16 protein-coding genes and 2 pseudogenes are annotated in these 21,044 nt (G+C 63.5%); 9 read left to right on the forward strand and 9 right to left on the reverse strand.

The features are described from left to right. Positions 1–20 precede the first annotated feature (20 nt). Entirely contained in the window at positions 21–1,535 is a 1,515-nt protein-coding gene (gene glpK / locus CXY77_RS19395) for a glycerol kinase GlpK (protein WP_092340170.1), read from the reverse strand. Between the two features lie 101 nt (positions 1,536–1,636). Further along, on the reverse strand, positions 1,637–2,401 hold the full coding sequence (locus CXY77_RS19400) for an MIP/aquaporin family protein (protein ID WP_092340169.1): 765 nt from the start codon (positions 2,399–2,401) through the stop codon (positions 1,637–1,639). A gap of 243 nt (positions 2,402–2,644) precedes the next feature. Between CXY77_RS19400 and dhaK the strand changes: the two genes are divergently transcribed. The 4 genes and pseudogenes from dhaK to CXY77_RS19420 form a co-directional block, all read left to right on the forward strand. Beyond that, complete coding sequence (gene dhaK, locus CXY77_RS19405) at positions 2,645–3,646, forward strand: dihydroxyacetone kinase subunit DhaK (protein ID WP_092340221.1); 1,002 nt, start codon at positions 2,645–2,647, stop codon at positions 3,644–3,646. Between the two features lie 11 nt (positions 3,647–3,657). Continuing rightward, complete coding sequence (dhaL, locus tag CXY77_RS20815) at positions 3,658–4,341, forward strand: dihydroxyacetone kinase subunit DhaL (protein ID WP_092340168.1); 684 nt, start codon at positions 3,658–3,660, stop codon at positions 4,339–4,341. A gap of 10 nt (positions 4,342–4,351) precedes the next feature. Then, the gene (dhaM, locus tag CXY77_RS19415) at positions 4,352–5,050 is read left to right on the forward strand and encodes a dihydroxyacetone kinase phosphoryl donor subunit DhaM (RefSeq protein WP_233197529.1); all 699 of its coding nucleotides are present in this window, start codon (positions 4,352–4,354) and stop codon (positions 5,048–5,050) included. Between the two features lie 467 nt (positions 5,051–5,517). Beyond that, a pseudogene (locus CXY77_RS19420) lies at positions 5,518–5,824 on the forward strand (multidrug efflux SMR transporter); the annotation flags it as partial. A 61-nt stretch (positions 5,825–5,885) separates the two neighbouring features. Here CXY77_RS19420 and CXY77_RS19425 read toward each other — a convergent pair. The 3 genes from CXY77_RS19425 to CXY77_RS21175 form a co-directional block, all read right to left on the reverse strand. Then, positions 5,886–7,784, reverse strand: coding sequence for a Na+/H+ antiporter (locus CXY77_RS19425; protein ID WP_092340167.1), 1,899 nt, complete (start codon positions 7,782–7,784; stop codon positions 5,886–5,888). Positions 7,785–7,814: 30 nt separating this feature from the next. Then, positions 7,815–8,744 carry an aldo/keto reductase family oxidoreductase gene (locus CXY77_RS19430; RefSeq protein ID WP_104130751.1) on the reverse strand — a complete coding sequence of 310 codons (930 nt, stop codon included), beginning with the start codon at positions 8,742–8,744 and terminating at the stop codon, positions 7,815–7,817. 633 nt (positions 8,745–9,377) lie between these two features. Next, positions 9,378–9,965 carry a CPBP family intramembrane glutamic endopeptidase gene (locus CXY77_RS21175; protein ID WP_104130752.1) on the reverse strand — a complete coding sequence of 196 codons (588 nt, stop codon included), beginning with the start codon at positions 9,963–9,965 and terminating at the stop codon, positions 9,378–9,380. Positions 9,966–10,480: 515 nt separating this feature from the next. On the opposite strand from CXY77_RS21175, the pseudogene CXY77_RS19440 reads away from it, so the two are divergent. Beyond that, a pseudogene (locus CXY77_RS19440) lies at positions 10,481–11,239 on the forward strand (mannitol dehydrogenase family protein); the annotation flags it as partial. A gap of 12 nt (positions 11,240–11,251) precedes the next feature. On the opposite strand, the gene CXY77_RS19445 reads toward CXY77_RS19440, so the two are convergent. Genes CXY77_RS19445 through CXY77_RS19455 form a run of 3 tightly spaced genes read right to left on the reverse strand, consistent with a single transcriptional unit; the run spans position 11,252 to position 16,561 of the window. Further along, on the reverse strand, positions 11,252–13,642 hold the full coding sequence (locus CXY77_RS19445) for an excinuclease ABC subunit UvrA (RefSeq protein ID WP_104130754.1): 2,391 nt from the start codon (positions 13,640–13,642) through the stop codon (positions 11,252–11,254). Further along, positions 13,605–15,782 carry a S9 family peptidase gene (locus tag CXY77_RS19450; RefSeq protein WP_104130755.1) on the reverse strand — a complete coding sequence of 726 codons (2,178 nt, stop codon included), beginning with the start codon at positions 15,780–15,782 and terminating at the stop codon, positions 13,605–13,607. Before CXY77_RS19450 ends, CXY77_RS19445 begins: the two co-directional genes overlap by 38 nt. A 14-nt stretch (positions 15,783–15,796) precedes the next feature. Then, entirely contained in the window at positions 15,797–16,561 is a 765-nt protein-coding gene (locus CXY77_RS19455; RefSeq protein ID WP_104130756.1) for an SDR family oxidoreductase, read from the reverse strand. Positions 16,562–16,726: 165 nt separating this feature from the next. Here CXY77_RS19455 and CXY77_RS19460 point away from each other — a divergent pair, with 165 nt between their 5' ends. The 4 genes from CXY77_RS19460 to CXY77_RS19475 all read left to right on the forward strand — a co-directional run bounded on the left by CXY77_RS19460 (position 16,727) and on the right by CXY77_RS19475 (position 19,430). After that, entirely contained in the window at positions 16,727–17,209 is a 483-nt protein-coding gene (locus CXY77_RS19460; RefSeq protein ID WP_104130757.1) for an NfeD family protein, read from the forward strand. Beyond that, positions 17,202–18,182 (forward strand): SPFH domain-containing protein, encoded by a 981-nt coding sequence (locus CXY77_RS19465; RefSeq protein WP_104090295.1) that lies wholly within the window; start codon positions 17,202–17,204, stop codon positions 18,180–18,182. The genes CXY77_RS19460 and CXY77_RS19465 overlap by 8 nt, the downstream gene beginning before the upstream one ends. Positions 18,183–18,185: 3 nt before the next feature. After that, positions 18,186–18,950, forward strand: a complete 765-nt coding sequence (locus CXY77_RS19470; RefSeq protein ID WP_233197531.1) for a glycerophosphodiester phosphodiesterase family protein — start codon at positions 18,186–18,188, stop codon at positions 18,948–18,950. Between the two features lie 111 nt (positions 18,951–19,061). Further along, entirely contained in the window at positions 19,062–19,430 is a 369-nt protein-coding gene (locus tag CXY77_RS19475; RefSeq protein WP_092340159.1) for an RNA polymerase-binding protein RbpA, read from the forward strand. A gap of 54 nt (positions 19,431–19,484) precedes the next feature. Here CXY77_RS19475 and lnt read toward each other — a convergent pair whose 3' ends face one another. Further along, positions 19,485–21,041: an apolipoprotein N-acyltransferase gene (gene lnt, locus CXY77_RS19480; protein ID WP_104130758.1), complete on the reverse strand. Its 1,557-nt coding sequence runs from the start codon at positions 21,039–21,041 to the stop codon at positions 19,485–19,487. Positions 21,042–21,044 lie beyond the last annotated feature (3 nt).

Here is a 21,044-nt window from a genome sequence, read left to right on the forward strand (position 1 = left end):
CCGCAGTTTTGGGCTGTTCGTTAGAGGACGTCCTCGTCGACCCACCCGAAGGTCTTCGTGACCGCCTTCTTCCAGTTGCGCAGCTGGCGGCTGCGTTCGGCTTCGTCCATCTGCGGCGTCCACCGGCTGTCTTCCTGCCAGTTGGTGCGCAGCTCGTCCAGGCCGCTCCAGAAACCGACGGCGAGGCCGGCAGCGTAGGCTGCGCCCAGCGCCGTCGTTTCGGCGACGACCGGTCGGACCACTGGAACACCGAGGATGTCGGCCTGGAATTGCATGAGCAGATTGTTCGCGATCATGCCGCCGTCGACCTTGATCTCGGTGAGGGGGACACCCGAGTCGGCGTTGACCGCATCGATGACCTCCCGCGTTTGAAAAGCCGTCGCCTCGAGTGCCGCTCGCGCGATGTGCCCCTTGTTCACAAACCGGGTGAGCCCGACCAGGGCCCCGCGGGCGTCTGAACGCCAGTACGGCGCGAACAGTCCCGAGAATGCGGGAACGAAATACGCTCCGCCGTTGTCGTCGACTGTTTTCGCGAGGGCCTCAATTTCTGAGGCTGAGCTGATCATGCCGAGGTTGTCGCGCATCCACTGCACCAGCGCACCGGTCACCGCGATGGAACCCTCCAGGGCGTAGTGCGGGGCGTCATCGCCGAGCTTGTACCCAAGGGTGGTCAACAGGCCGTTCTTGGAGTGCACAATTTCGGTGCCGGTGTTGAAAATCAGGAAGTTTCCGGTGCCGTAGGTGTTCTTGGCCTCGCCCTGATCGAACGCTGCCTGACCGAAGGTCGCGGCCTGCTGGTCGCCGAGGATACCGGCGACGGGGACCTCGCGCAGCAGGCTCGAGGTGTGCGCAGTGCCATAGATCTCCGACGAGGAACGGATCGACGGCAGCATTGACTTCGGAACGTCAAAGATGGCTACGATCTCATCGTCCCATTGCAGGGTTTCAAGGTCCATGAATAGCGTGCGACTGGCGTTGGTGACGTCGGTGGCGTGCACTCCGCCGTCAACGCCGCCGGTGAGGTTCCACAGGACCCAGGAATCGGTGGTGCCGAACAAAAGGTCGCCGGCATCCGCTTTGGCGCGAGCGCCCTCGACGTTTTCGAGGATCCAGACGATCTTGGTGCCGGAGAAGTAAGTCGCCAGCGGCAGCCCGACCTTCTTCTTGAACCGTTCGACCCCACCGTCAGCGGCGAGGCGGTCGACGATGGGCTGGGTGCGGGTGTCCTGCCAGACGATGGCGTTGTAGACGGGGACTCCGGTTGTCTTGTCCCAGACCACCGCGGTTTCACGTTGGTTGGTTATTCCGATGGCTTTGATATCGTGCCGGGTGAGGTTGGCCTTGGAGAGCGCCTGCCCGATCACTTCGCGGGTGTTGTCCCAGATTTCCTTCGGGTTGTGCTCGACCCAGCCGGCTTGCGGGAAAATCTGCTCGTGTTCGAGCTGCCCGGTCGACACGATCGATCCGGCCTTATCGAAGATGATGGCCCGGGAACTGGTAGTTCCCTGGTCGATGGCGAGAATGTAGTCAGTCATTGGTGCGTGTCCTCCTAGTGAGTGTGCTTGGCGTTTGCGCGTGTGCAGATCTGGTCGCACGACAACGGACCGGTCCGCGGGGACCGGCCCGTTTGTTCAGGTCAGGTGAGCAGGGGAAGGAGCGGGATAGCCACCCAGCCGGCGAGCAGACCGCCGATGACGGGCCCGACTACGGGTACCCAGGAGTAGGCCCAGTCGGAGCTGCCCTTGCCCTTGATCGGCAAGATGAAGTGCGCGATGCGCGGACCAAGGTCACGGGCCGGGTTGATGGCGTACCCGGTGGGCCCACCGAGCGAGGTACCGATGACGATGACCAACAGGGCCACGGGAAGCGCTCCGAGAGACGCCAGACCGCCGTTGGCGCCCTGCCGGTCTCCACCGAAGGCGATGACGACGAAGACCAGCACGAACGTGCCGATGATTTCCGTGACGAGGTTCCAGCCGTAGGAGCGGATGGCTGGTCCGGTGGAGAATACCCCGAGCTTGTTGGCCGGGTCGGGTTCGGCGTCGAAGTGCTGCTTGTAGGCGAGCCAGCAGGCGACAGCGCCCAGGATGGCTCCAATCAGCTGCGCCCCGATATACGCGAGCACGGACACCACGTTGACGGGGACTCCCATCCCGAATTCCTTGGCTCCGTTGGCGACGAGCCCCAGGGTAACGGCGGGGTTGAGGTGTGCCCCCGAACGGTAGGCGACCACGACTCCGGCAAACACTGCGAAGCCCCAGCCGATGGTCACCATAAGGAACCCACCGCCAAGGCCCTTATTCTTGGCCAGGGCGACGTTGGCGACGACGCCGGTTCCGAGGAGAACCAGCATTGCAGTGCCCACGACCTCCGAGACGAATACAGCTCCGATATTTTCCACGAGAACCTTTCTGATCAGGTCGGGGACGCCGAAGCTGCCCCTCTGCGGCGAGCGGTTGGCAATAACATAGCGCGCGGTGTCGTGGAGGGGAATGGGCTGGCGGGGTTCATTGGGCCCCTTTCCGGGCGTGGTTTCAGCGCGTATGGTAATTTTTGGAAGACGGCTGCCCCGGGCGGTGCTGCCCGGGCCTTGCCGTGGTCCTCTCTCTGTCGAACCGTGGCATCACCGAGTGAATGGATGGTCATGAAGAAGCTCATCAACGATCCCAAGAACGTGGTCAACGACGCCGTCGCCGGATTCGAGGCGGCGCACGGTGACATTGTGCGTATCTCGCACGATCCGGTCTACATTGTGCGTAACGATGCCCCGGTGCAGGGAAAGGTGGGAATCGTCAGCGGTGGTGGAAGCGGGCACGAACCGCTGCACGGCGGTTTCGTCGGCTACGGCATGCTGGATGCCGCGGTGCCCGGAGCTGTTTTCACCTCACCGACTCCCGACCCGATCCTCGCGGCAACCCAGGCCGTCGATGGCGGCGCCGGCGTGCTGCACATCGTGAAAAACTACACCGGGGACGTGTTGAACTTTGAGACGGCGGCCGATCTGGCATCCGCTGAGGGTATCGACGTGCGCGCGGTCATCATTAACGACGATGTCGCCGTCAAGGACTCGCTCTACACGGCAGGTCGCCGGGGCGTGGCGGGCACGGTTCTGGTCGAGAAGATCACCGGGGCCGCCGCCGAACGCGGCGATGACCTCGATGCCGTGGTTACCGTCGCCGAAAAGGTGAATTCCCGCGTGCGCACAATGGGAGTCGCGCTCACTCCCTGTGTGGTGCCGCACGCCGGGGAGCCGAGTTTCGTGCTCGCCGACGATGAGATCGAGATCGGCATTGGAATTCACGGCGAGCCGGGGCGGGAGCGGATCAAGCTCGAGCCCGCCGACGCGATCGTGGACCGGCTGCTCGGCCCGATCCTTGAAGACCTGCCCTTTGTAAGCGGCGACGAAGTACTCCTGTTCGTCAACGGCATGGGCGGTACACCGCAGATCGAGCTCTACATCGTCTTTCGCCGGGCCGCCGAAGTGCTCAAAGAGAAGGGAATCACGGTCACCCGGAGCCTCGTCGGCAACTACACGACCAGCCTCGAGATGGCGGGAACGTCCATCTCCGTTCTGAAACTCGACGACGAGCTCACGGGGCTGTGGGACGCCCCGGTGCAGACTGCGGCGCTACGGTGGGGACGGTAGAAGGAGATTCGATGACCCTGAACGATCAACCAGACTCCGTTTTCGCTGACGCCGCGCCAACGCTGGACACGGCCTGGACTGTGCGCTGGATTCGCCGGAGCGCTGAGGTGCTCGCGGCCAACCGTGCCGCCCTGAATACCCTCGACCGGGAAATCGGCGATGGCGATCACGGTGAGAATATGGATCGCGGTTTTCAGGCGATCCTGCCGAAGCTCGACGCTCTGCCCGACGAGACAACGCCCGGAGCGGTGCTGAAACTGGTCGCCACGACGTTGATCTCAACGGTTGGCGGTGCTGCCGGTCCGTTGTACGGCACGGCTTTTCTGAAGGCCTCCGGTGCTGTCGGGGACGCCGAGTGGGTGGATGCGGCCGCTCTGGTTTCCCTTCTGGCTGCAGCCCGCGACGGCATCGTGCTGCGTGGCAAAGCGGATGAGGGCGACAAGACCATGATCGACGCCTGGACACCGGCCGTGAACGCGGCGTTGTCTGCGCAAGCGGCCGGTACCGGGGTCGACGTCGTCTTGCTGGCCGCAGCGGATGCCGCAGCGCGCGGCGCGCAAGCCACCGAGCCGTTGGTGGCACGCAAGGGACGGGCGAGCTATCTCGGCGAGCGGGCGATCGGCCACCGGGATCCGGGTTCTCAGTCGACGTCGCTGCTGCTCCGCGCCGCTTTCGACGTGCTGGCGACCGCGTGATGGTCCGCGAGTGAGCGCGGCGGTATCCGCTGACCGCGTTGGCCTGGTTTTTGTCTCGCACAGCGAGAAAATCGCGGCGGGGCTGGTTGAACTTGCGCGTCAGATGGCGCCGACGGTGCAACTGGTCGCTGCGGGAGGAACGGATACCGGGGGGATCGGTACCAGCTTTGAGAAGATCAGCGACGGCATCACCGCGGCGAACGGCGGCGTCGGCGTGGTGATTCTGTGTGATCTGGGTTCGGCGATTCTGACCGCGGAAACCGCGCGTGATTTTCTTGACGATGCCGAGCAAAATCAGGTGCGAATTGTGGACGCGCCGCTGGTCGAGGGCGGGGTGGCCGCAGCCGTGGCCGCAGAGATCGGGGGAGACCTCGATGCGGTCGTGGCGGCCGCGCAGTCAGCGCTGCACCCGTCGAGTAGTACCCCAACGGCCGCTGAACAGCCCGCAGCGGCCGGGGTCTCGCGCACCGTGATCCTCGTCAACAAAGACGGATTGCATGCACGACCCGCCGCAGAATTCGTGAATCTGGTGAGCACGTTCTCGGTTCCGATCACCGTGAACGGCACGGACGCCAGCAGCCTGCTGAGCATCATGTCGCTCGGTCTGGCTCGGGGAAGCAGCGTGCAGCTGTCGTCGACTGACCAGTCGGCCGGCCCGGCAATCACCGCCCTCGCAGAACTGTTGGAATCAGGTTTCGGGGAAGAGTAGGCCAGACTCCAGAGGTTTGCCGCAAAGTCGCAGAGCGGTTACGTGCCTAATTGTCCAATTCGGCGTATCGTAATGGCATGATTCAGGACAGGAAGACCCCACGAGGCCCGGAACAGTGGGACGCGACCGATTTTCGGTCATGCCCGATCTGCTCACACGCCATGCGAGAACACGCCATCGACCATTCATCGCGAAATACCGTGGTCGACTGCCCGGTTCCGCACCCCGGAGCCTGGGACCGAGACGCTTTCGAGCCGGTCAATGAATTCGGAATGGTGATTCACCACTCGCACGCCTAAGTCGTCAGGGCGAAGTGGCGCTGAGTGGATGCTTCCGCATTCGCGGGTCTGGCCTGTGTGCACGGGGGTGCCCAGTGGGTCTGCTCATAGTCGAGGAGGCCGTGGAATGCGACCCCGGACGGTGGATCAGCCCCGGAGCACGACAAGACTGGCCGAGGAGTGACAGTCATGTCGTGGATCGTACTTATCGCGTCCGGAGTGCTGGAGGCCGTCTGGACGACCGCGCTCGGCAGGTCCGTGGGTTTCACCAAATTGTGGCCGACCGTCATTTTCGGTGCAGGGCTCGCGCTGAGCATGGGAGGCCTGGCCGGGGCAATGCGCGAAATCCTAATTGGGGAGGCTATGCCGTCGGGGTTGGCATCGGCGCACCTCTAACGGTGATCGGGGCGATGGTCAGCGGGACACCAGCATTTTCTGGCTGTAGATCGCTTTGCTTGTCGGGCTCATCGGCTGCGTCGTTGGCCTCAAGCTCGTGCACGCCCCTACCGAGGCTACACCCTCGGGGACACATCTCGAGGCGCGTCGACGAGCTCGCGCTAACCGAGGAGCTCGTCAACGTAACACCAACGCCACAATTCCCTCGGCTCGGCGCTGCACATGATGGGGTGGCCGGACTCTTGGAAATGCCTGGTCGCGTGCTGACCGACGGATGAATCGCAGCACCCCACCTTGCCGCACAGTAGGCACATCCGAAGGTGTACCGGGGTAGTGCCTTCGCGTACACAGTCGTAGCATTCCGAGTCCGGTGGCACTGGATGCTCACCGACGGCCCGTAAATGCTCGCAGCCGCCGGCGCCCAGGGGGACTCCAGCGGTGTCGGGCCGGATCGCGGCAGGAGCTTCGGCACTGAAGGTGCTGCCCGCGTCGTCAGGCGAGGTGTCCAACATAGATTCTTCAACATCGAGCATCTCAAGCACTTCGCTGATTACCTCGTGGGCGTATTCTCCCGAGCGGCGCAGTTTCAGAACCCGGGCGCGCTCCGCATCGAGCATAGCCAGCCGCAACTGTACGTAGCGTTTACTGGGAGTGCGGTCCGCGAACTCCGATCGTCCGAGGCGTTCCCAGGCCGCCCGGTTGCGTTCCTGGGTGCGGCGTTCGAGCATGTCGAGCACCTCAGGCGGATCGTCGGGCCGAGTGTGCCGCCGCAAGTTTTCTATTCCCGCAGCGGTGGCCTGATCCATTAGCGCAGCCTGGCTGAGCGCATCCGCTTTGGTATCAGGACCACGTACCCCCAGCAGGCGAACGAGCCGCGGCAAGCTCAGGCCCTGCACAACCAGGGTTCCGGCCACCACTCCTAGGGCGGCGAGAACGAGGACTGGACGGTGGGCGACGCCTTCCGGTAGGGCGAACACCGCAGCCAGGGTGACGACACCGCGCATGCCAGCCCACGACACGATGGTGGGCAACTGCCAGGGCGGTGCGGGGTCGACCTGTCGAATTTTGGGTATCAGCCGAGGGAGATAAATCGCTGGGAACACCCAAATCGGGCGCAACAGGAGAACCGCAACGAGGATGACAGCGCAAGCACCCCAGATACGCCCGGCACCGAGCGAGTCGCCTGAGGTCGCCTCAATTATCGACCGTACCTGTAATCCGATCAGAAGAAAAACGGAGTTCTCGAGCAGAAACTGCGCCGTCGCCCAGTTGCTGCGCTGACTCAATCGCGACGCGCCGCCCGGCATAGCTGGCGTTCTTGTACCGATCACGAGGCCGGCGACAACGACAGCCAACACGCCAGATGCGTTGACTCCCTCAGCAGGAATATAGGCCACAAACGGGGCTGCAAGAGACATAGACGTGTTTATGGCCACGTTGCGAACCCGTTTTCGGATCTGCAGCAGGAGCCACGCCGCGACCAAGCCGATCACTACAGCCCCACCGGCAGCAAAAGCGAGGTCTGACGCCACTTGCCAGACGGTGACGCTCCCGCCAATGGCGACGATCGCCGTGCGAAGAAGCACCAGCGCGGTCGCATCATTGACCAGCGACTCACCCTCCAAAAGGCTCACAACCCGCCGCGGGAGCCCAACTCGGCGCGCGATCGTGGTCGCCGCGACTGCATCCGGCGGAGCCACCACCGCACCCAGGGCAAATGCAGCAGCCACGGGAATTTCTGGGATCAACCACCAGACGATCAGGCCGATCGCCACGGTGCCAAAAATGACATATCCGACCGACAGCAGGCCGATAGACCGCAGGTTCGTGCGAAATTCAACCAGGGAGGTACGGATAGCGGCCGCGTACAGCAGTGGAGGAAGAATTCCCACCAACACCAGTTCCGGATCCAACTTCACCGCTGGAATAAACGGCAGATATGAGCCGATGACACCGACCACAACGAGCAGCAGTGGAACAGACAGGTTCAAGCGTCTAGCGAGTGCGCTGGCCGCGCAGACGACAACGACGAGAGTGAGAAGACCGAGTGATACGTCCATCCTTTACCGCCAAGAGTTTAAGGTGCCTGACTACGGCAAGATATGTCCAGCGGCCGTGAAGAGTCGGTACCACTCTTCGCGCGTGAGGGCGATATCAGACCCCGCGGCCGAATCGATCAGATGGTGAACGCTGGTCGTGCCGAGTACAACCTGCATGTGGGCGGGATGACGAGTGATCCAGGCTACGGCGATGGCAGCCGGGGGAGCATCGTAGGTTCGAGCAAGGTCCTCGATGACGTTGTTCAACGCGGCATAGTTTTCTCGATCGTTCAGGAAAATACCGTCGAAGAAACCCTTCTGGAACGGCGACCATGCCTGCAGGGTGATGTTGTTCAGTCGGCAGTAATCGAGAATGCCGTTGTCCCGGTCGATGGACTGGTCCAGGCCAACCATGTTGGCCGAGACGCCGGCGGCAATCAGGGGCGCATGCGTGATGCTCAACTGCACCTGGTTGACGATGAGCGGCTGGGCCACCGAGCTTTTCAATAGCTCTACCTGTCCCGGAGTGTGATTGGAGACGCCGAAATTGAGTACTTTTCCCGCATTGTGCAAAATGTTGAACGCCTCCGCGACCTCGTCGGGTTCCACCAGGGCGTCAGGGCGGTGCAGCAGCAGCATGTCGAGGTAATCGGTCTTCAACGCCGTGAGCGACTCGTCGACCGATCGAAGGATGTGCTCCCTGGAGAAGTCCCAGAAGCCCGATCGAATGCCGACCTTTGACTGGATGGCGACACGTGCCCGATCTTCTGCCGAAAACGATACGGCGTCGCCAAAACGCCGCTCACATTCGTGGGGTTCGCTGCCGTACACGTCGGCGTGATCAAAGAAATTTATGCCGGCCTCTCTGGACGCTTCAACCAAGGATCGGATCTCTTCGTCGGCCAGGGGAACGATCCGCATCAGCCCCAGAATGATGTTGGAGACCTCGAAGTGTGTATTCGGTAACGTCATTGTCTTCATACCTCCAGTCTGGGTGCAGACGGGCCAGAACAACACCCCGGTCTATTACTTTTGGAAGGGAACGCTTTCTGTGCGTCAGGCGGACCGGAGTAGGGGAAAAATCCTATATTCCGGACCTCTCATCGATCTGGGTTGCCCCGTCTCATCTAAAGTGAGGCAGAGATGGCCGGAATTTCGCCGCTACCTCATTTAGGGCAAAGGGCTGTTACGGTTGACGCCCGGTCATTGGGCATAATTTCGGGACAGTCAAACGGGCGCCGCCGCCTCCCAGCACGGTCAGAACCGCCAACTTTCGGGGGAGCGTCCGTAGGAGGTCCCACTAGCGGGCGCTCCCGTTTCGTCCCTCTGATCTCGCTCGGTGTCAGCTGAAAACATGCACCGGTAGCGACTGTCAACGATGTCTTCACGGCTCAGGAGATTGAGCGCCCAGCAGGGCACGCGTTTACACGTTGCTAGGGATAGCGTCGCTGCCGATGAGGCAATCAGCGCAGCAGCTTTCGGGAAATAAGCGGGTGGGGCGCGGCTCTCCGATATCGCTGGTGAGCGTGCCGCGAGATCGCAAGTTGAAGGTGCTGACGTTGACCACTTTTCGCGGCGTCGCTTGGAACACTTGTAGCCGAGCGCCGGTGTCAGTTAGATGGCTGGGTGCGAGTCATTCTGGTCTCGGAGCCCCTGCGCGGCACAGCCCTGACCGGCTGTCGCAGGCCGTGAATACGGCGCCATTGCAGATGCTTGTCCGCTCGGTTCACGGGGCAACCTAAACCGGGCGCGTGCTGCGCGCCGGGCGATGTGCCGCAGTGCAGCAAGCCCGTAAATCACAAAGATCACACACGTGACGGCCACGACGAGATCGCCGTAAGAAGTGCGCGCGAGGATCGACGTGAAATCCGCGAGTCCGTGAATGACTATCAGCGGCCAGATCCACGAGAAGCGGTATTGAAACGCGGCGAGAGCGAAGCCGTAGGTCGCTGAGGCGAGCACGTTCGTCAGGACGTCGTACGTTTCCCTGTCCGTGGTGGCGAAGGCGGACAGGTGTTGCAACCCGAATAGCGCTGCTGTGACCGCAACGGCAGGAATGGCGGTGAAGCTTCGGCTCAACCGACTGAGCACGACTCCACAGCTGATGAGTTCTTCATTGAATCCAACCAGGAGGAGCGTGAGAGTCCAGAGGCCGAAACCTGGTGGCTGATCCGTGAGACCGTTCGGCACTACCCGGAACACCGCCTCGGCAAACGGGACGGGAAACGGTTAACACAGTGCGCACGAAACGGCCCCAACATCGAAAAAGCTGCGGCTTGTTCAGGGCGCAGCGTGCGTATTTCGCAATACGCTCAACGTATGGACTCGCGAAGGCGGAGGAGGCCCCCGACGCGCCGATTGCTTGCAAGGTCCGTGTGATTTTGTTCGCATCAAAACTTCGCTGCTGGGAGTCTCCTCGTCGGCGTCAGTATGCCGAACACCGCCACCTCAGAGGGTTGTAAAGCTCCTGCATCGTTGGGAATACCATCAAGAATCTCGGCGATGTGAATTTCACGCCCCGGACTCGTGTCATACCTCGGTATTGACATAATGTGCATTATCGGTCATGCGCCCGGGCGTCCGAGAGGGGTGCCTGATGCGCCGTCCGCAGCTTCCACCCGGCCTGAACCCGGCTTGAATCAGCCAGGAGTCGCAGAGAACTCGCCTGACGGGGTGGGTACGAACAGCATGGTCGACCGCATCACCCCCGAACCACGGATGCCGACCGCGCCCTGGTCGCCGATACCATCTGCGTGTGCAACGCCTGGCCCGTGGTCTGCGAACCCTTCTTCCAGTGGGTATCGCAGGACTTCTTCGCTGACGCACGCCCGCCCTACGAACGATTGCGCACCCAGCTCGTCGCCGAAGTCGAGCCCTACGAGCTGATGAAACTACGGTTGTTGTATGCCAGCCACCAGGGCCTGTGCTATTTCGCACATTTGATGGGATACCGGCTCGAGCGCGATGCCGCGGTCCATCCGCTGAACGCCGCGTTCCTTCGGGCCTACATGGACGAGGAGGGCTCCCCCACACTCAAGCCGGTGCCCGGCATCGACCTCGACGCGTACAAGAGCGAGCTCATCGCGCGCTTCTCCAACCCGAGCGTGCGCGACACCGTCCCCAGGCTCTGCAACGAATCCTGCGACCGAATTCCCAAGTGGCTCGTGCCGGTGATCTTCGACCAACTCGCGGCCGGGCGTTCGATGGCCCTGTCGGCGGCCATCGTGGCGAACTGGGTCCGCTACGCCGAGGGCACGGATGAGCTGGGCCAGCCCATCGACGTCGCCGACCGTCTCAAATATCCCGTCATGCAGAACGCCGCCGGATTCGCCGCCGACCGGAATTCCTTCCTGCAGGACTGCGACCGGTTCGGCGACCTCGTCGACGAACCGACGTTTGCCCGGGCCTACGACCGGGCGCTCGAGTTGCTGCACACCGTCGGTGCGCGAGCGACTCTGGTCGAGTTGCTCGCGTAGCCGGCTGCCGGGTCAGGCGTCGACGTAGGCCGCGAGGTGTTGGCCGGTGAGTGTGGCTCGACTGGCCACAAGGTCGGCCGGCGTTCCCTCAAAGACGATTCGGCCGCCGTCGTGGCCGGCCCCTGGACCCAGGTCGATGATCCAGTCGGCGTGCGCCATCACCGCCTGATGGTGTTCAATCACGATGACCGACTTGCCCGAGTCGACGAGCCGGTCCAGCAGGCCGAGCAGATTCTCCACGTCGGCAAGGTGCAGACCGGCGGTCGGCTCATCCAGAACGTACACCTCACCCTTGTCGGCCATCTGGGTGGCGAGTTTGAGCCGCTGGCGCTCACCGCCTGACAGCGTCGGCAACGGCTGGCCGAGTCGGAGATAGCCGAGCCCCACATCGGACAGGCGCACCAGAATGGCATGAGCGGCCGGAATTCGAGACTCCCCCGCTCCGAAGAACTCCTCGGCTTCGGTCACCGACATCGCCAGCACCTCGCTGATGTCGCGTCCATTCAGGTGGAAGTCCAAAACGGATGCCTGGAACCGCTTCCCTTCGCAGACCTCGCAGGGAATGGCGACGCCGGCCATGATTCCAAGGTCGGTGTAGATGACGCCGGCGCCGTTGCAGCTCGGGCAGGCGCCCTCGGAATTAGAACTGAACAGGGCCGGTTTCACCCCGTTAACCTTCGCGAACGCCTTGCGGATCGGCTCGAGCATGCCCGTGTAGGTTGCGGGGTTGCTGCGCCTGGATCCCTTGATCGCACCCTGGTCGACTGATACCACGCCGTCCAGCCCCGAGACTGAGCCGGTGACCAGTGAGCTTTTCCCCGACCCGGCGACGCCGGTCAGCACCGTCAGCACGCCCAACGGGATGTCGACGTCGACGTTGGTCAGGTTGTGTGCGCTCGCACCGCGCACTGGCAGGACACCCGTGGGTGCACGCACGCTCGGTTTCACGGTCGCGCGATCATCCAGGTGCCGACCGGTCAGCGTGCCGCTACTACGAAGCCCGGCGAGGGAACCCTCGAAGACCACCTCGCCGCCGTTCGTTCCCGCGCCGGGGCCGAGATCGATGATGTGGTCGGCGATCTGGATCATCTCCGGCTTGTGCTCGACAACGAGCACGGTATTGCCCTTGTCGCGCAGCTGTATCAACAGCGTGTTCATACGCTGGATATCGTGTGGGTGCAGCCCGATGGTCGGTTCGTCAAAGACATAGGTGACGTCGGTGAGCGAGGATCCGAGGTGACGGATCATCTTTGTGCGCTGCGACTCACCGCCGGAGAGAGTGCCGGAAGCACGGTCGAGGGACAGATACCCCAGCCCGATCTGCACAAAGGAGTCCAACAGCAGCCGCAAGGCAGTGAGCAGGGGCGCAACGGACGATTCGTTCAGGCCGGTGACCCATTCGGCGAGGTCGCTGATCTGCATGGCACAGGCATCCGCAATGCTGATCTCGTTGATTTGCGACGACCGGGCACCCTCATTGAGTCGGGTGCCGGTGCAGTCGGGGCAGACCGTGAACGTGACCGCCCGCTCGACAAACGCGCGAATATGCGGCTGCAGGGTGTCGACGTCCTTGCTGAGCATCGATTTCTGGATCTTCGGAATCAGGCCTTCGTAGGTGAGGTTGATTCCCTCGATTTTGATCTTGGTCGGCCCCTTGTGCAGAAGGTCGGCCAGTTCCTTCTTGGTGAAATCCCTGATCGGCTTATCGGCGTCGAAGAAGCCACAACCGTTGAAAATGCGACCGTACCAGCCGTCCATGCTGTACCCGGGGATACTCAGGGCGCCACCGTTGATGGACTTGCGCTCGTCGTAAAGCGCGGTCAGGTCGATGTCGGTGACCGAACCCCGCCCCTCGCAGCGGGAACACATGCCCCCGGTGATGCTGAAGGTGCGGCGTTCCTTCACGGTCGTTCCGCCGCGTTCGATCGAGACCGCGCCCGCTCCGCTGATCGAGGCGACGTTGAACGAGTAGGCCTGCGGCGAGCCGAGGTACGGCTGACCGAGTCGGCTGAAGAGGACGCGCAGCAGCGCGTTCGCGTCGGTGGCCGTGCCGACGGTGGAACGCGCGTTGGCGCCCATCCGCTCCTGGTCGACGATGATAGCCGTCGTCAGCCCGTCGAGCACATCGACATCCGGCCTGGCCAGTGTGGGCATGAAACCCTGCACAAACGTGCTGTAGGTTTCGTTGATCATGCGCTGGGATTCGGCAGCGATGGTGCCGAACACGAGGGAGCTCTTTCCGGACCCGGACACGCCAGTGAACAGGGTCAGCCGGCGCTTGGGAATCTGAACGCTGACATTCTTGAGATTGTTTTCGCGGGCGCCCTGCACGCGGATCAGGTCATGGCTGTCTGCGACCTGGCGTTCAGCTGACGGGATGTTCGTGGTGAGGGTCTCGGTCATCTTTGCTCCTGTGATTAGTGGCACTGGGCAGGTGTCGGGCCCACCAGTCCAGAATAATCTCGAACCGTTGCAAACGGTGGCGGGGGTGACCGGTGCGGCTGAGGTCGTGGTTCTCCCCCGGAAAAACGACCAGTTCGGACTCCACTCCCCCACGTTTGAGCGCAGCGTAGTAGCGCTCGCCCTGCGACAGCGGGCAGCGCAGGTCCTGCGCTGAGTGCAGCACCAGGGTCGGGGTCGTCACCCGGCCGACCAGAAACTGTGGGCTCTGTGCCTGCAGCAGGGCGGCATCTGTACCGGCGTATTCGTCGCCGAAGAAGTCGCCGATGTCGCTCGTCCCGACGAACCCTTGCGGATCCAGAAAGCCGCGTTCCACGATGGCCGCCGCGAACCGGTGCTCGTGCGCGATCGTCCACGCGGTCAGATAGCCGCCGTAGGATCCACCCATGATACCGACACGGTGGGCGTCGAGGGTGGGCTCGGCGCTGAGAGCGCCAGCGAGAAAGTCCAGCACGTCGGCCAGGTCGAGGGTGCCCATGCGCTGGCGGATGGCGCGCCCGTGGGCCTGGCCATAACCGGATGACCCGCGCGGGTTGCAGAGAACCACCGCGTAGCCCGCGTCGACGTAGACCTGGGTCTCATCGAGGAGCGCACCGGTGTATTGAGCGAACGGTCCTCCGTGAATGGTCAGAAGCACCGGATGCGGTCCCGGCCCTGCCGGAGTGTGCACCCAGCCGTGCACCGGATAGCCGTCTCGTCCGGTGACCGTGAGCTCGATTCCGGGGATCAGTCCGGTGGCGCGCAGGGCCAAGGAAAAATCGGTGAGGCGTTTCGGCGGGGTCTCCGAAGCGTGACTGCCGGTGAGGCCCGGGTGGATGAGAACGAGGTCACCTGTCGTGCGGGCGGACTGCACCGCGACAACGACGGCGTCGCCGCAGGCATCCATTGAGGCGGCGACGGTGGCTCCGCAGTCGAGTGACTGCACCCGCCCCTCGCGCTCTACCCGTACCAGCTCGACCCGGCCACGACGACCCGTGAGCACGAGCACGGAGCCGTCCGTCAACAGACAGATTCCCCCGGTGGCATCGAGGTCGAGCAGATCCTGGTCGGTCTGGTTCGGGTCGGTCACCCGAATGGGTGCTGAACCGTCAAGCGAGACACCACTTCGGTAAAGAGCGGTCACTCGGCCGACGAAGTCTCGCCCGCTCGCGCCCACGTCGGTTGCGAGCAGCCAGAGGGTACCGTCCTCGGCAGAGGCCAGCGCCGAGATACTGAGGTTTTGGGCCGCAGGCACGACGGTGCGAAGCGGCGCGATGGTCTCGTTTGAAGCGGTATCGGTGCTGTCGCGGAGTGTGAGTTCGACCACTTCACTGCGGAGGTCGGTGTACCGTTCGGCCTGACGGGCCGAGATGGTCAGGAGCCTGGAACCGTCGGGCGAGAAGGCCAGCCCGGAATGATCGAAGTCTCCCTCGGTCAGCTGGCGGGCGACCGGTACTCCACTCGCGAAGCTGGCCGGATCCAAAAGGTCCGGTGTTGGCGCGCTACCCGGCGGGTTGCCGGACTGCGCCTGCGGTGCGTCGGTCACGGACGGCGCTACGGCGGGGGTCGGTTCGCCCCAGACATCGGGCACGACGGCGAGAAACACGTGTACGCGACGGTCACTGGTGTAGCCGACGCCGTTCGAACGATAACGCAGGGTATCGAAGCGGCGGGCCGGTTCCGAGTCGGCCGACAGACCCGCAACCGTGCCATAACGACCCTGCTCGGGGACCCGGGCCAGGAAGGCAATCCGGTCACCGTCCGGATGCCAGCGAAAGTCGCTCACGCCGAGAACCGCGTCGGTGACCGTCACGGGCTCGCCGCCGGCCGCATCAACAACGTGCAGCTGCGCGGCGCCGCCGGCATCGGCGCGCAGAAACCCGATTAGGCTGCCATCCGGAGAAAACCGGGGCGCCGAGTCACGAAAGCCGCGCGTGATGCGGCGCGGAGCCGGCTCCCCTGCCAGCGCGACGGTAAAGAGCTGGCCGACGTAATCATCCGCTGAAAAGTCGGCGTGTACCTGGGAGAACACCGCCCGCGACCCATCGGGATGGATCGTCGGGCGTGACAGTGACCCGAGTAAGGGAAGATCGGCAGCCTTCATCGCTTGGTCGCCCGCTATTCGCCGGCGAACCCGGACGTGTCGCCGACCAGGCGAGTGTTGCCGGCCGGGACCGGCGAGGTCGCGGCCAGGACGATTTCCGCTGCGAACTCGCTCACGTTGTACAGGCGACCGGCCGCCTCCTTGCGGGCGCTCAGAGCGCCAGGGTTGGACCGTTCGAGCAGCGTCGCCGTGATGGTGCCCTCGATCATGTCACCGGACACCACGACGAATCCGATACCGGACTTTTCGAGCTGGGGAATGACGGCGCGCAGGGCGTCTTCGCCGGCGCGCTTACTGCGGGCGACCGGCTCATACTCCGGCATGGTAGGTGTGGTCTTGATGAAGTGTGCCTGGTGGCTGGTGACGTAGACCACCCGGGAATCGTCACCGAGCAGGGGTACGGCGCCGTTGAGTAGATTGACCTGTGCGTCACGATTGAGCTTGATGGCGTAGTCCGCCGCCATGCCGCTCTCCATGCCGCCAGATGCGTTCATCACAAGAATGTCGAGGCCACCGAATTCGCTCGTGATGGTCGCGAACATCGCGGCGACCGATGCCGGATCGGTCAGGTCGGCACCGACGGTGATGGCGTCTCCCCCGGCGGCGCGAATGGCGTCGCGAAGCTTGTTCGCGCGTGCCTCTTTATTGCGGTAGTTGATGACGACGCGCGCTCCGGCCTCGGCGAAATAGCCGACAGTGTCGGCGCCGATGCCACGGGACGAGCCGGTGACGAGTACACGCTTGCCCTCGAGTGATCCTGCTGCAAGTGGATTGGTCACGCGTGCTCCTCAAGAATTCGGTCTGTTTGTGTCCGTGATGAAGTGTGGCCTGATCGGCCACTACCTACGCTTTCGACCTTATCAACAAGCCTCGGCCGCTCCCCCGGCGTGTTGTCGTCGGTACCTGCTAGTTTCGAGGTGAACGAAATGTGGAAGGTGTCACGCATGGTCGACCTGACCGATTATCTCTGGATTTTGTGGCTCGTGTTCATTCTCGTGGCCATCACCATCGAATTGCTGAGCCTGGAATTCACGTTCCTGATGATCTCCATCGGCAGCCTGGGCGGTTTGGCCGCCAATTTGCTCGGCCTGGACTGGTGGCTTCAGATCGTCGTTGCCGGCGGCTTGTCGGTGCTGCTGTTGCTGACGATTCGGCCGTTTTTGCTGCGCGCCCTGCGCAAGGGCGGCGATCCGGCGCTTTCCAATATCGATGCCCTGATCGGCATGAGTGGTCGTGTTCTCTCGACCGTCACCGAGACCGGCGGACTGGTGAAGCTGGCCAACGGCGAAACCTGGACTGCTCGTCTGGTGCTGCCGGGTGGCGGCACCGCAGCACCCGCTGAACCGGGCGAGCGCGTCACCGTGCATCTCATCGAAGGCTCCACCGCCATCGTCATCCCCGCCGAAAGGACCCAGAACAATGCTTGACCCCGCAGCTTTCATCGGTCAGATCTTCGTGATCGCCCTGCTCGCCGTGTTGGCGGTGTTCGTCATCGTCATTCTCGTGCGCGCCATTCGCATCATTCCGCAGGGTAACGCCGGGGTGGTCGAGCGCCTCGGCAAGTACCACAAGACGCTGCTGCCCGGTCTGAACCTGCTCGTGCCGTTCGTCGACCGGGTGCGGCCGCTGCTCGATATTCGCGAGCAGGTCGTCTCGTTTCCGCCGCAGCCCGTGATCACCGAGGACAACCTCGTGGTCTCCATCGACACCGTCGTTTATTTTCAGGTGACGGATGCCCGCGCCGCCACCTACGAGATCAACAACTACCTCGGCGCGGTCGAGCAGCTCACCACGACCACCCTTCGTAACGTGGTCGGCGGGTTGAACCTGGAAGAAGCGCTGACCAGTCGCGACAATATCAACAGCCAGCTGCGCATCGTGCTCGACGAGGCCACCGGCAAATGGGGTATCCGCGTGGGCCGAGTCGAGCTCAAGGCCATCGAGCCGCCCCACTCCATCCAGGACTCCATGGAGAAGCAGATGCGCGCCGAACGTGACCGTCGTGCGCTGATCCTCACCGCCGAGGGCACCAAACAGTCCGCCATTCTCACCGCTGAGGGCGCTCGCCAGGCGGCGATCCTCGAAGCCGAAGGTGATGCCAAAGCTGCCGTCCTGCGCGCGCAGGGTGAGGCGGAAGCCATCACCACGGTGTTCAAGGCCATTCACGATGGAGACCCCGACCCGAAGCTGCTCGCCTACCAGTACCTGCTCACACTTCCCAAGCTGGCCGAGGGCAGCGCTAACAAGCTGTGGATCGTGCCGAGCGAACTGACCGAGGCCATGAAGGGTATCGGCAGCGCCTTCGGCGCGAACGCCCACAACCCGGCAGCCGCGCCTGCCGCCTCCGCAACGCCCGCAACGCCCGCAACGCCCGCAACGCCCGCAACTCCGCAGGCCTAGGCGGTGGCCGAGAACGCCCCGTCAGTATTTCTGGACGCACCGTATCCCCGGGTCTTCGCCCACCGCGGTCTGGCGCATGAAGCGCCGGAAAACACCCTACTCGCCTTCGTGAAAGCGCTGGCGGGCGGGGCCACCCACCTCGAGACCGACGTGCACGTATCGCTCGACGGTGTGGCCGTGATCAGCCACGACCCCGATCTCACCGCCCTCGAACGGGACGTGCGCATCGACCAACTGACTATGACCGAACTGAAACGCATCAACCTGGGCTTCGGGCAATCGTTCACGTCCCTCGCCGATGCCCTCGAGGCCTTTCCGACGGCGCGGTTCAATATCGATATCAAAACGGATGCCGCCGCCGAGCCCGCCGCTCGGGCCATTCGTGACCAGCGAGCCACTCCCCGGGTTCTCGTGACCTCGTTCAACGAACCGCGCCGCCAACGGATCGTGGATCTGCTGCCCGGTGTGGTGTCGTCCGCCTCGTCACCGCTCGTGGCCCGGGCCTTAGCGGCGGCGAATTTGGGCCTTCCTGCGCTCGTTCGCCGTACCCTGGCGGGCTGCGTTGCCGTGCAGGTACCCGAGCGTGCCGGAATGATTCGTATCGTGACACCCCGTTTCATCGCGATGATGCACCGGGTGAATGTCGAGGTGCACGTGTGGACGGTGAACGACCCGGCAGACATGATTCGACTGCTTGATCTGGGTGTCGACGGCATTGTCACGGATCGCACCGATCTGGCTGTGGCGGCCCTTACTCGCCGAACCTGAGAATTACCTCCCAGAACGGGGGGTTCGGGAAGGTTAACACCCAGCTTGATGGTTTACAAATGTGAAGGCATCGTGATCGATCTGTGATCGCGAGCGAGAGGAGACCACACTATGGCTGACCGCAGTTTGCGTGGCATGAGATTAGGCGCACAAAGCCTACAGAGCGAAGAAGGCGTCACCTTCTCCCCCCGGGTACAGCACACCTACCGGTGTGAAACATGTGGGCGCGAGACGGTAATGATTTTTTCGGCCGAAGCCGAGGCACCAGACGAATGGGAATGCAAATACTGCGCACGGACGGCGACCCGACTGGTCGATTCCTTGCCGGTGATCGTTGACCACTCCGACGAGAAGATTCCTCGGACCCACTGGGACATGCTGCTGGAACGTCGCACCAGGGATGAACTCGAAGAGTTGCTCGAAGAGCGCCTCTCCGTGTTGCGCCTGCGCCGTGGTGGCCAGCAGAAGATCGGCGCTTAACCGCCGGTTCCACCCCAGACGACCCCCGCACGTGTGTGCCGGGGTCGTTGTTGGTTAACGCTGTGTTCGCGAAGCGGTGCGCGCCAAGCGGCGACGTTGGCCTCCGGCGGCGCCGAAACAGAGCGCCAGACCGGCCAGACCCAACCCGGAGACGAACCATTCAATGCCTCGCCCAGCCACCATCGCCGGCGTAATGATGTCGCTGAGCGGCACCGTTTGCACCATCGCGCCAGCCGTGAAGGTCGGCAGGCTGTCCTGAGTGTGCCCGTCGGGAGTGATGATGGCGCTCGAGCCGACCGTGGAGATGTTCACCACCGTACGACCCGTCTCGATCGCGCGCAGCCGGGCGATCGCGAGCTGCTGCACGCTCTCATCGGTGTGACCGAAATCGGCATTGTTGGTTTGAGCGAGGATGATCTGGGCCTTGTCGTCGATCATCTCGTGCACGAGTTGATCGTCGGCGATGTCGAAACAGATCGCGATCCCAGCCGGGATCCCGTTGATGTCGAAGGTATTGTCCCGGGTACCGATGCCGTAGTCCCGGCCGATGAGGTCGATCAGCTCCGGGGCGAACGGACGCCAGAAGGCGCGATCCGGCATATATTCCGCGAAGGGCACCGGGTGCACCTTGTCGTACACGTCAACGGCTCCGCGCCCGGCCTCCCAGAGCAGCGAGCTGTTGTAGAAGGTGTCTCCCGGCTTCGTGATGGTGCCGGTGATGAGCGGGGCATCCATTTCGGTGCTGACGTAGTCGAGCACCTGCGCGGCCGCTTCCGACCGGGCGGGGTCGATATCGCTCGCGTTCTCCGGCCAGACCACGAAATCGATTTTCTGGCCGATCAGCGGCAGCGTGGCCGAAACGTGGTCCTGCAGGATCTGGCCCGGAGAATATTCAGCAAAGAGCCCGGCGTCAGCGTTGCCCTGCACTGCGGCGAGGCGAACCTCACCGCTGGGGATGGTCGGCCACGCGGGCACGGCGAGCACCAGCGCAACGGCACCGACAGCGATGCCGGTGCGCAGCCTGCGCTTCAGTTCGGGTTCGCGGAGCAACTGTACGGCCAAGGCGCTTAGCCAGACCATAATGAAGCTGAGGCCCGACAGTCCCACCCAGGCCACGAGCGGGCCGAACGGACTCTCGGACTGGGAGAGCGCAACGCGGCCCCAGGCGAAGCCGCCGTAGGGCCAGACGGCGCTGATTGCCTCCCTGGCCGTCCACAACCCGGCGACGATAACCGGCACCACACCGAGGCGACCCCAGATGCTCGGCCAGACCCGAGGACCGTGCCGTAGCACGACCGCGGTGAGCCCGAGCCCAACGGCGAAGAACAGGCTCTCCAGCCCGCCGAGCGCGAACCACGGCACGAGACCGAGATACAGGGTGATCCAGTAGATGTGAATCAGCCAGAACGACAGGCCCGCGACCAGGCCAACGAGCAGTCCGGTCGCGAGGTTTCGACCGAGCAGCGCCAGGAGCATGAGCGCGACCCCGACCGGCGCGAGAAACCACCAGTCGCGATCCGGGAAACCGGCATCGAGAACCGCTCCCGCACCGGCGGCGACCAGAACGGATGCCCACAACGGCAGGCTGAACGCACGCTCACTCGCCCACATGGC

It is taken from the genome of Cryobacterium sp. N21 (assembly GCF_002929575.1).
In the GTDB taxonomy this organism is placed as follows: Bacteria; Actinomycetota; Actinomycetes; order Actinomycetales; family Microbacteriaceae; genus Cryobacterium; species Cryobacterium flavum.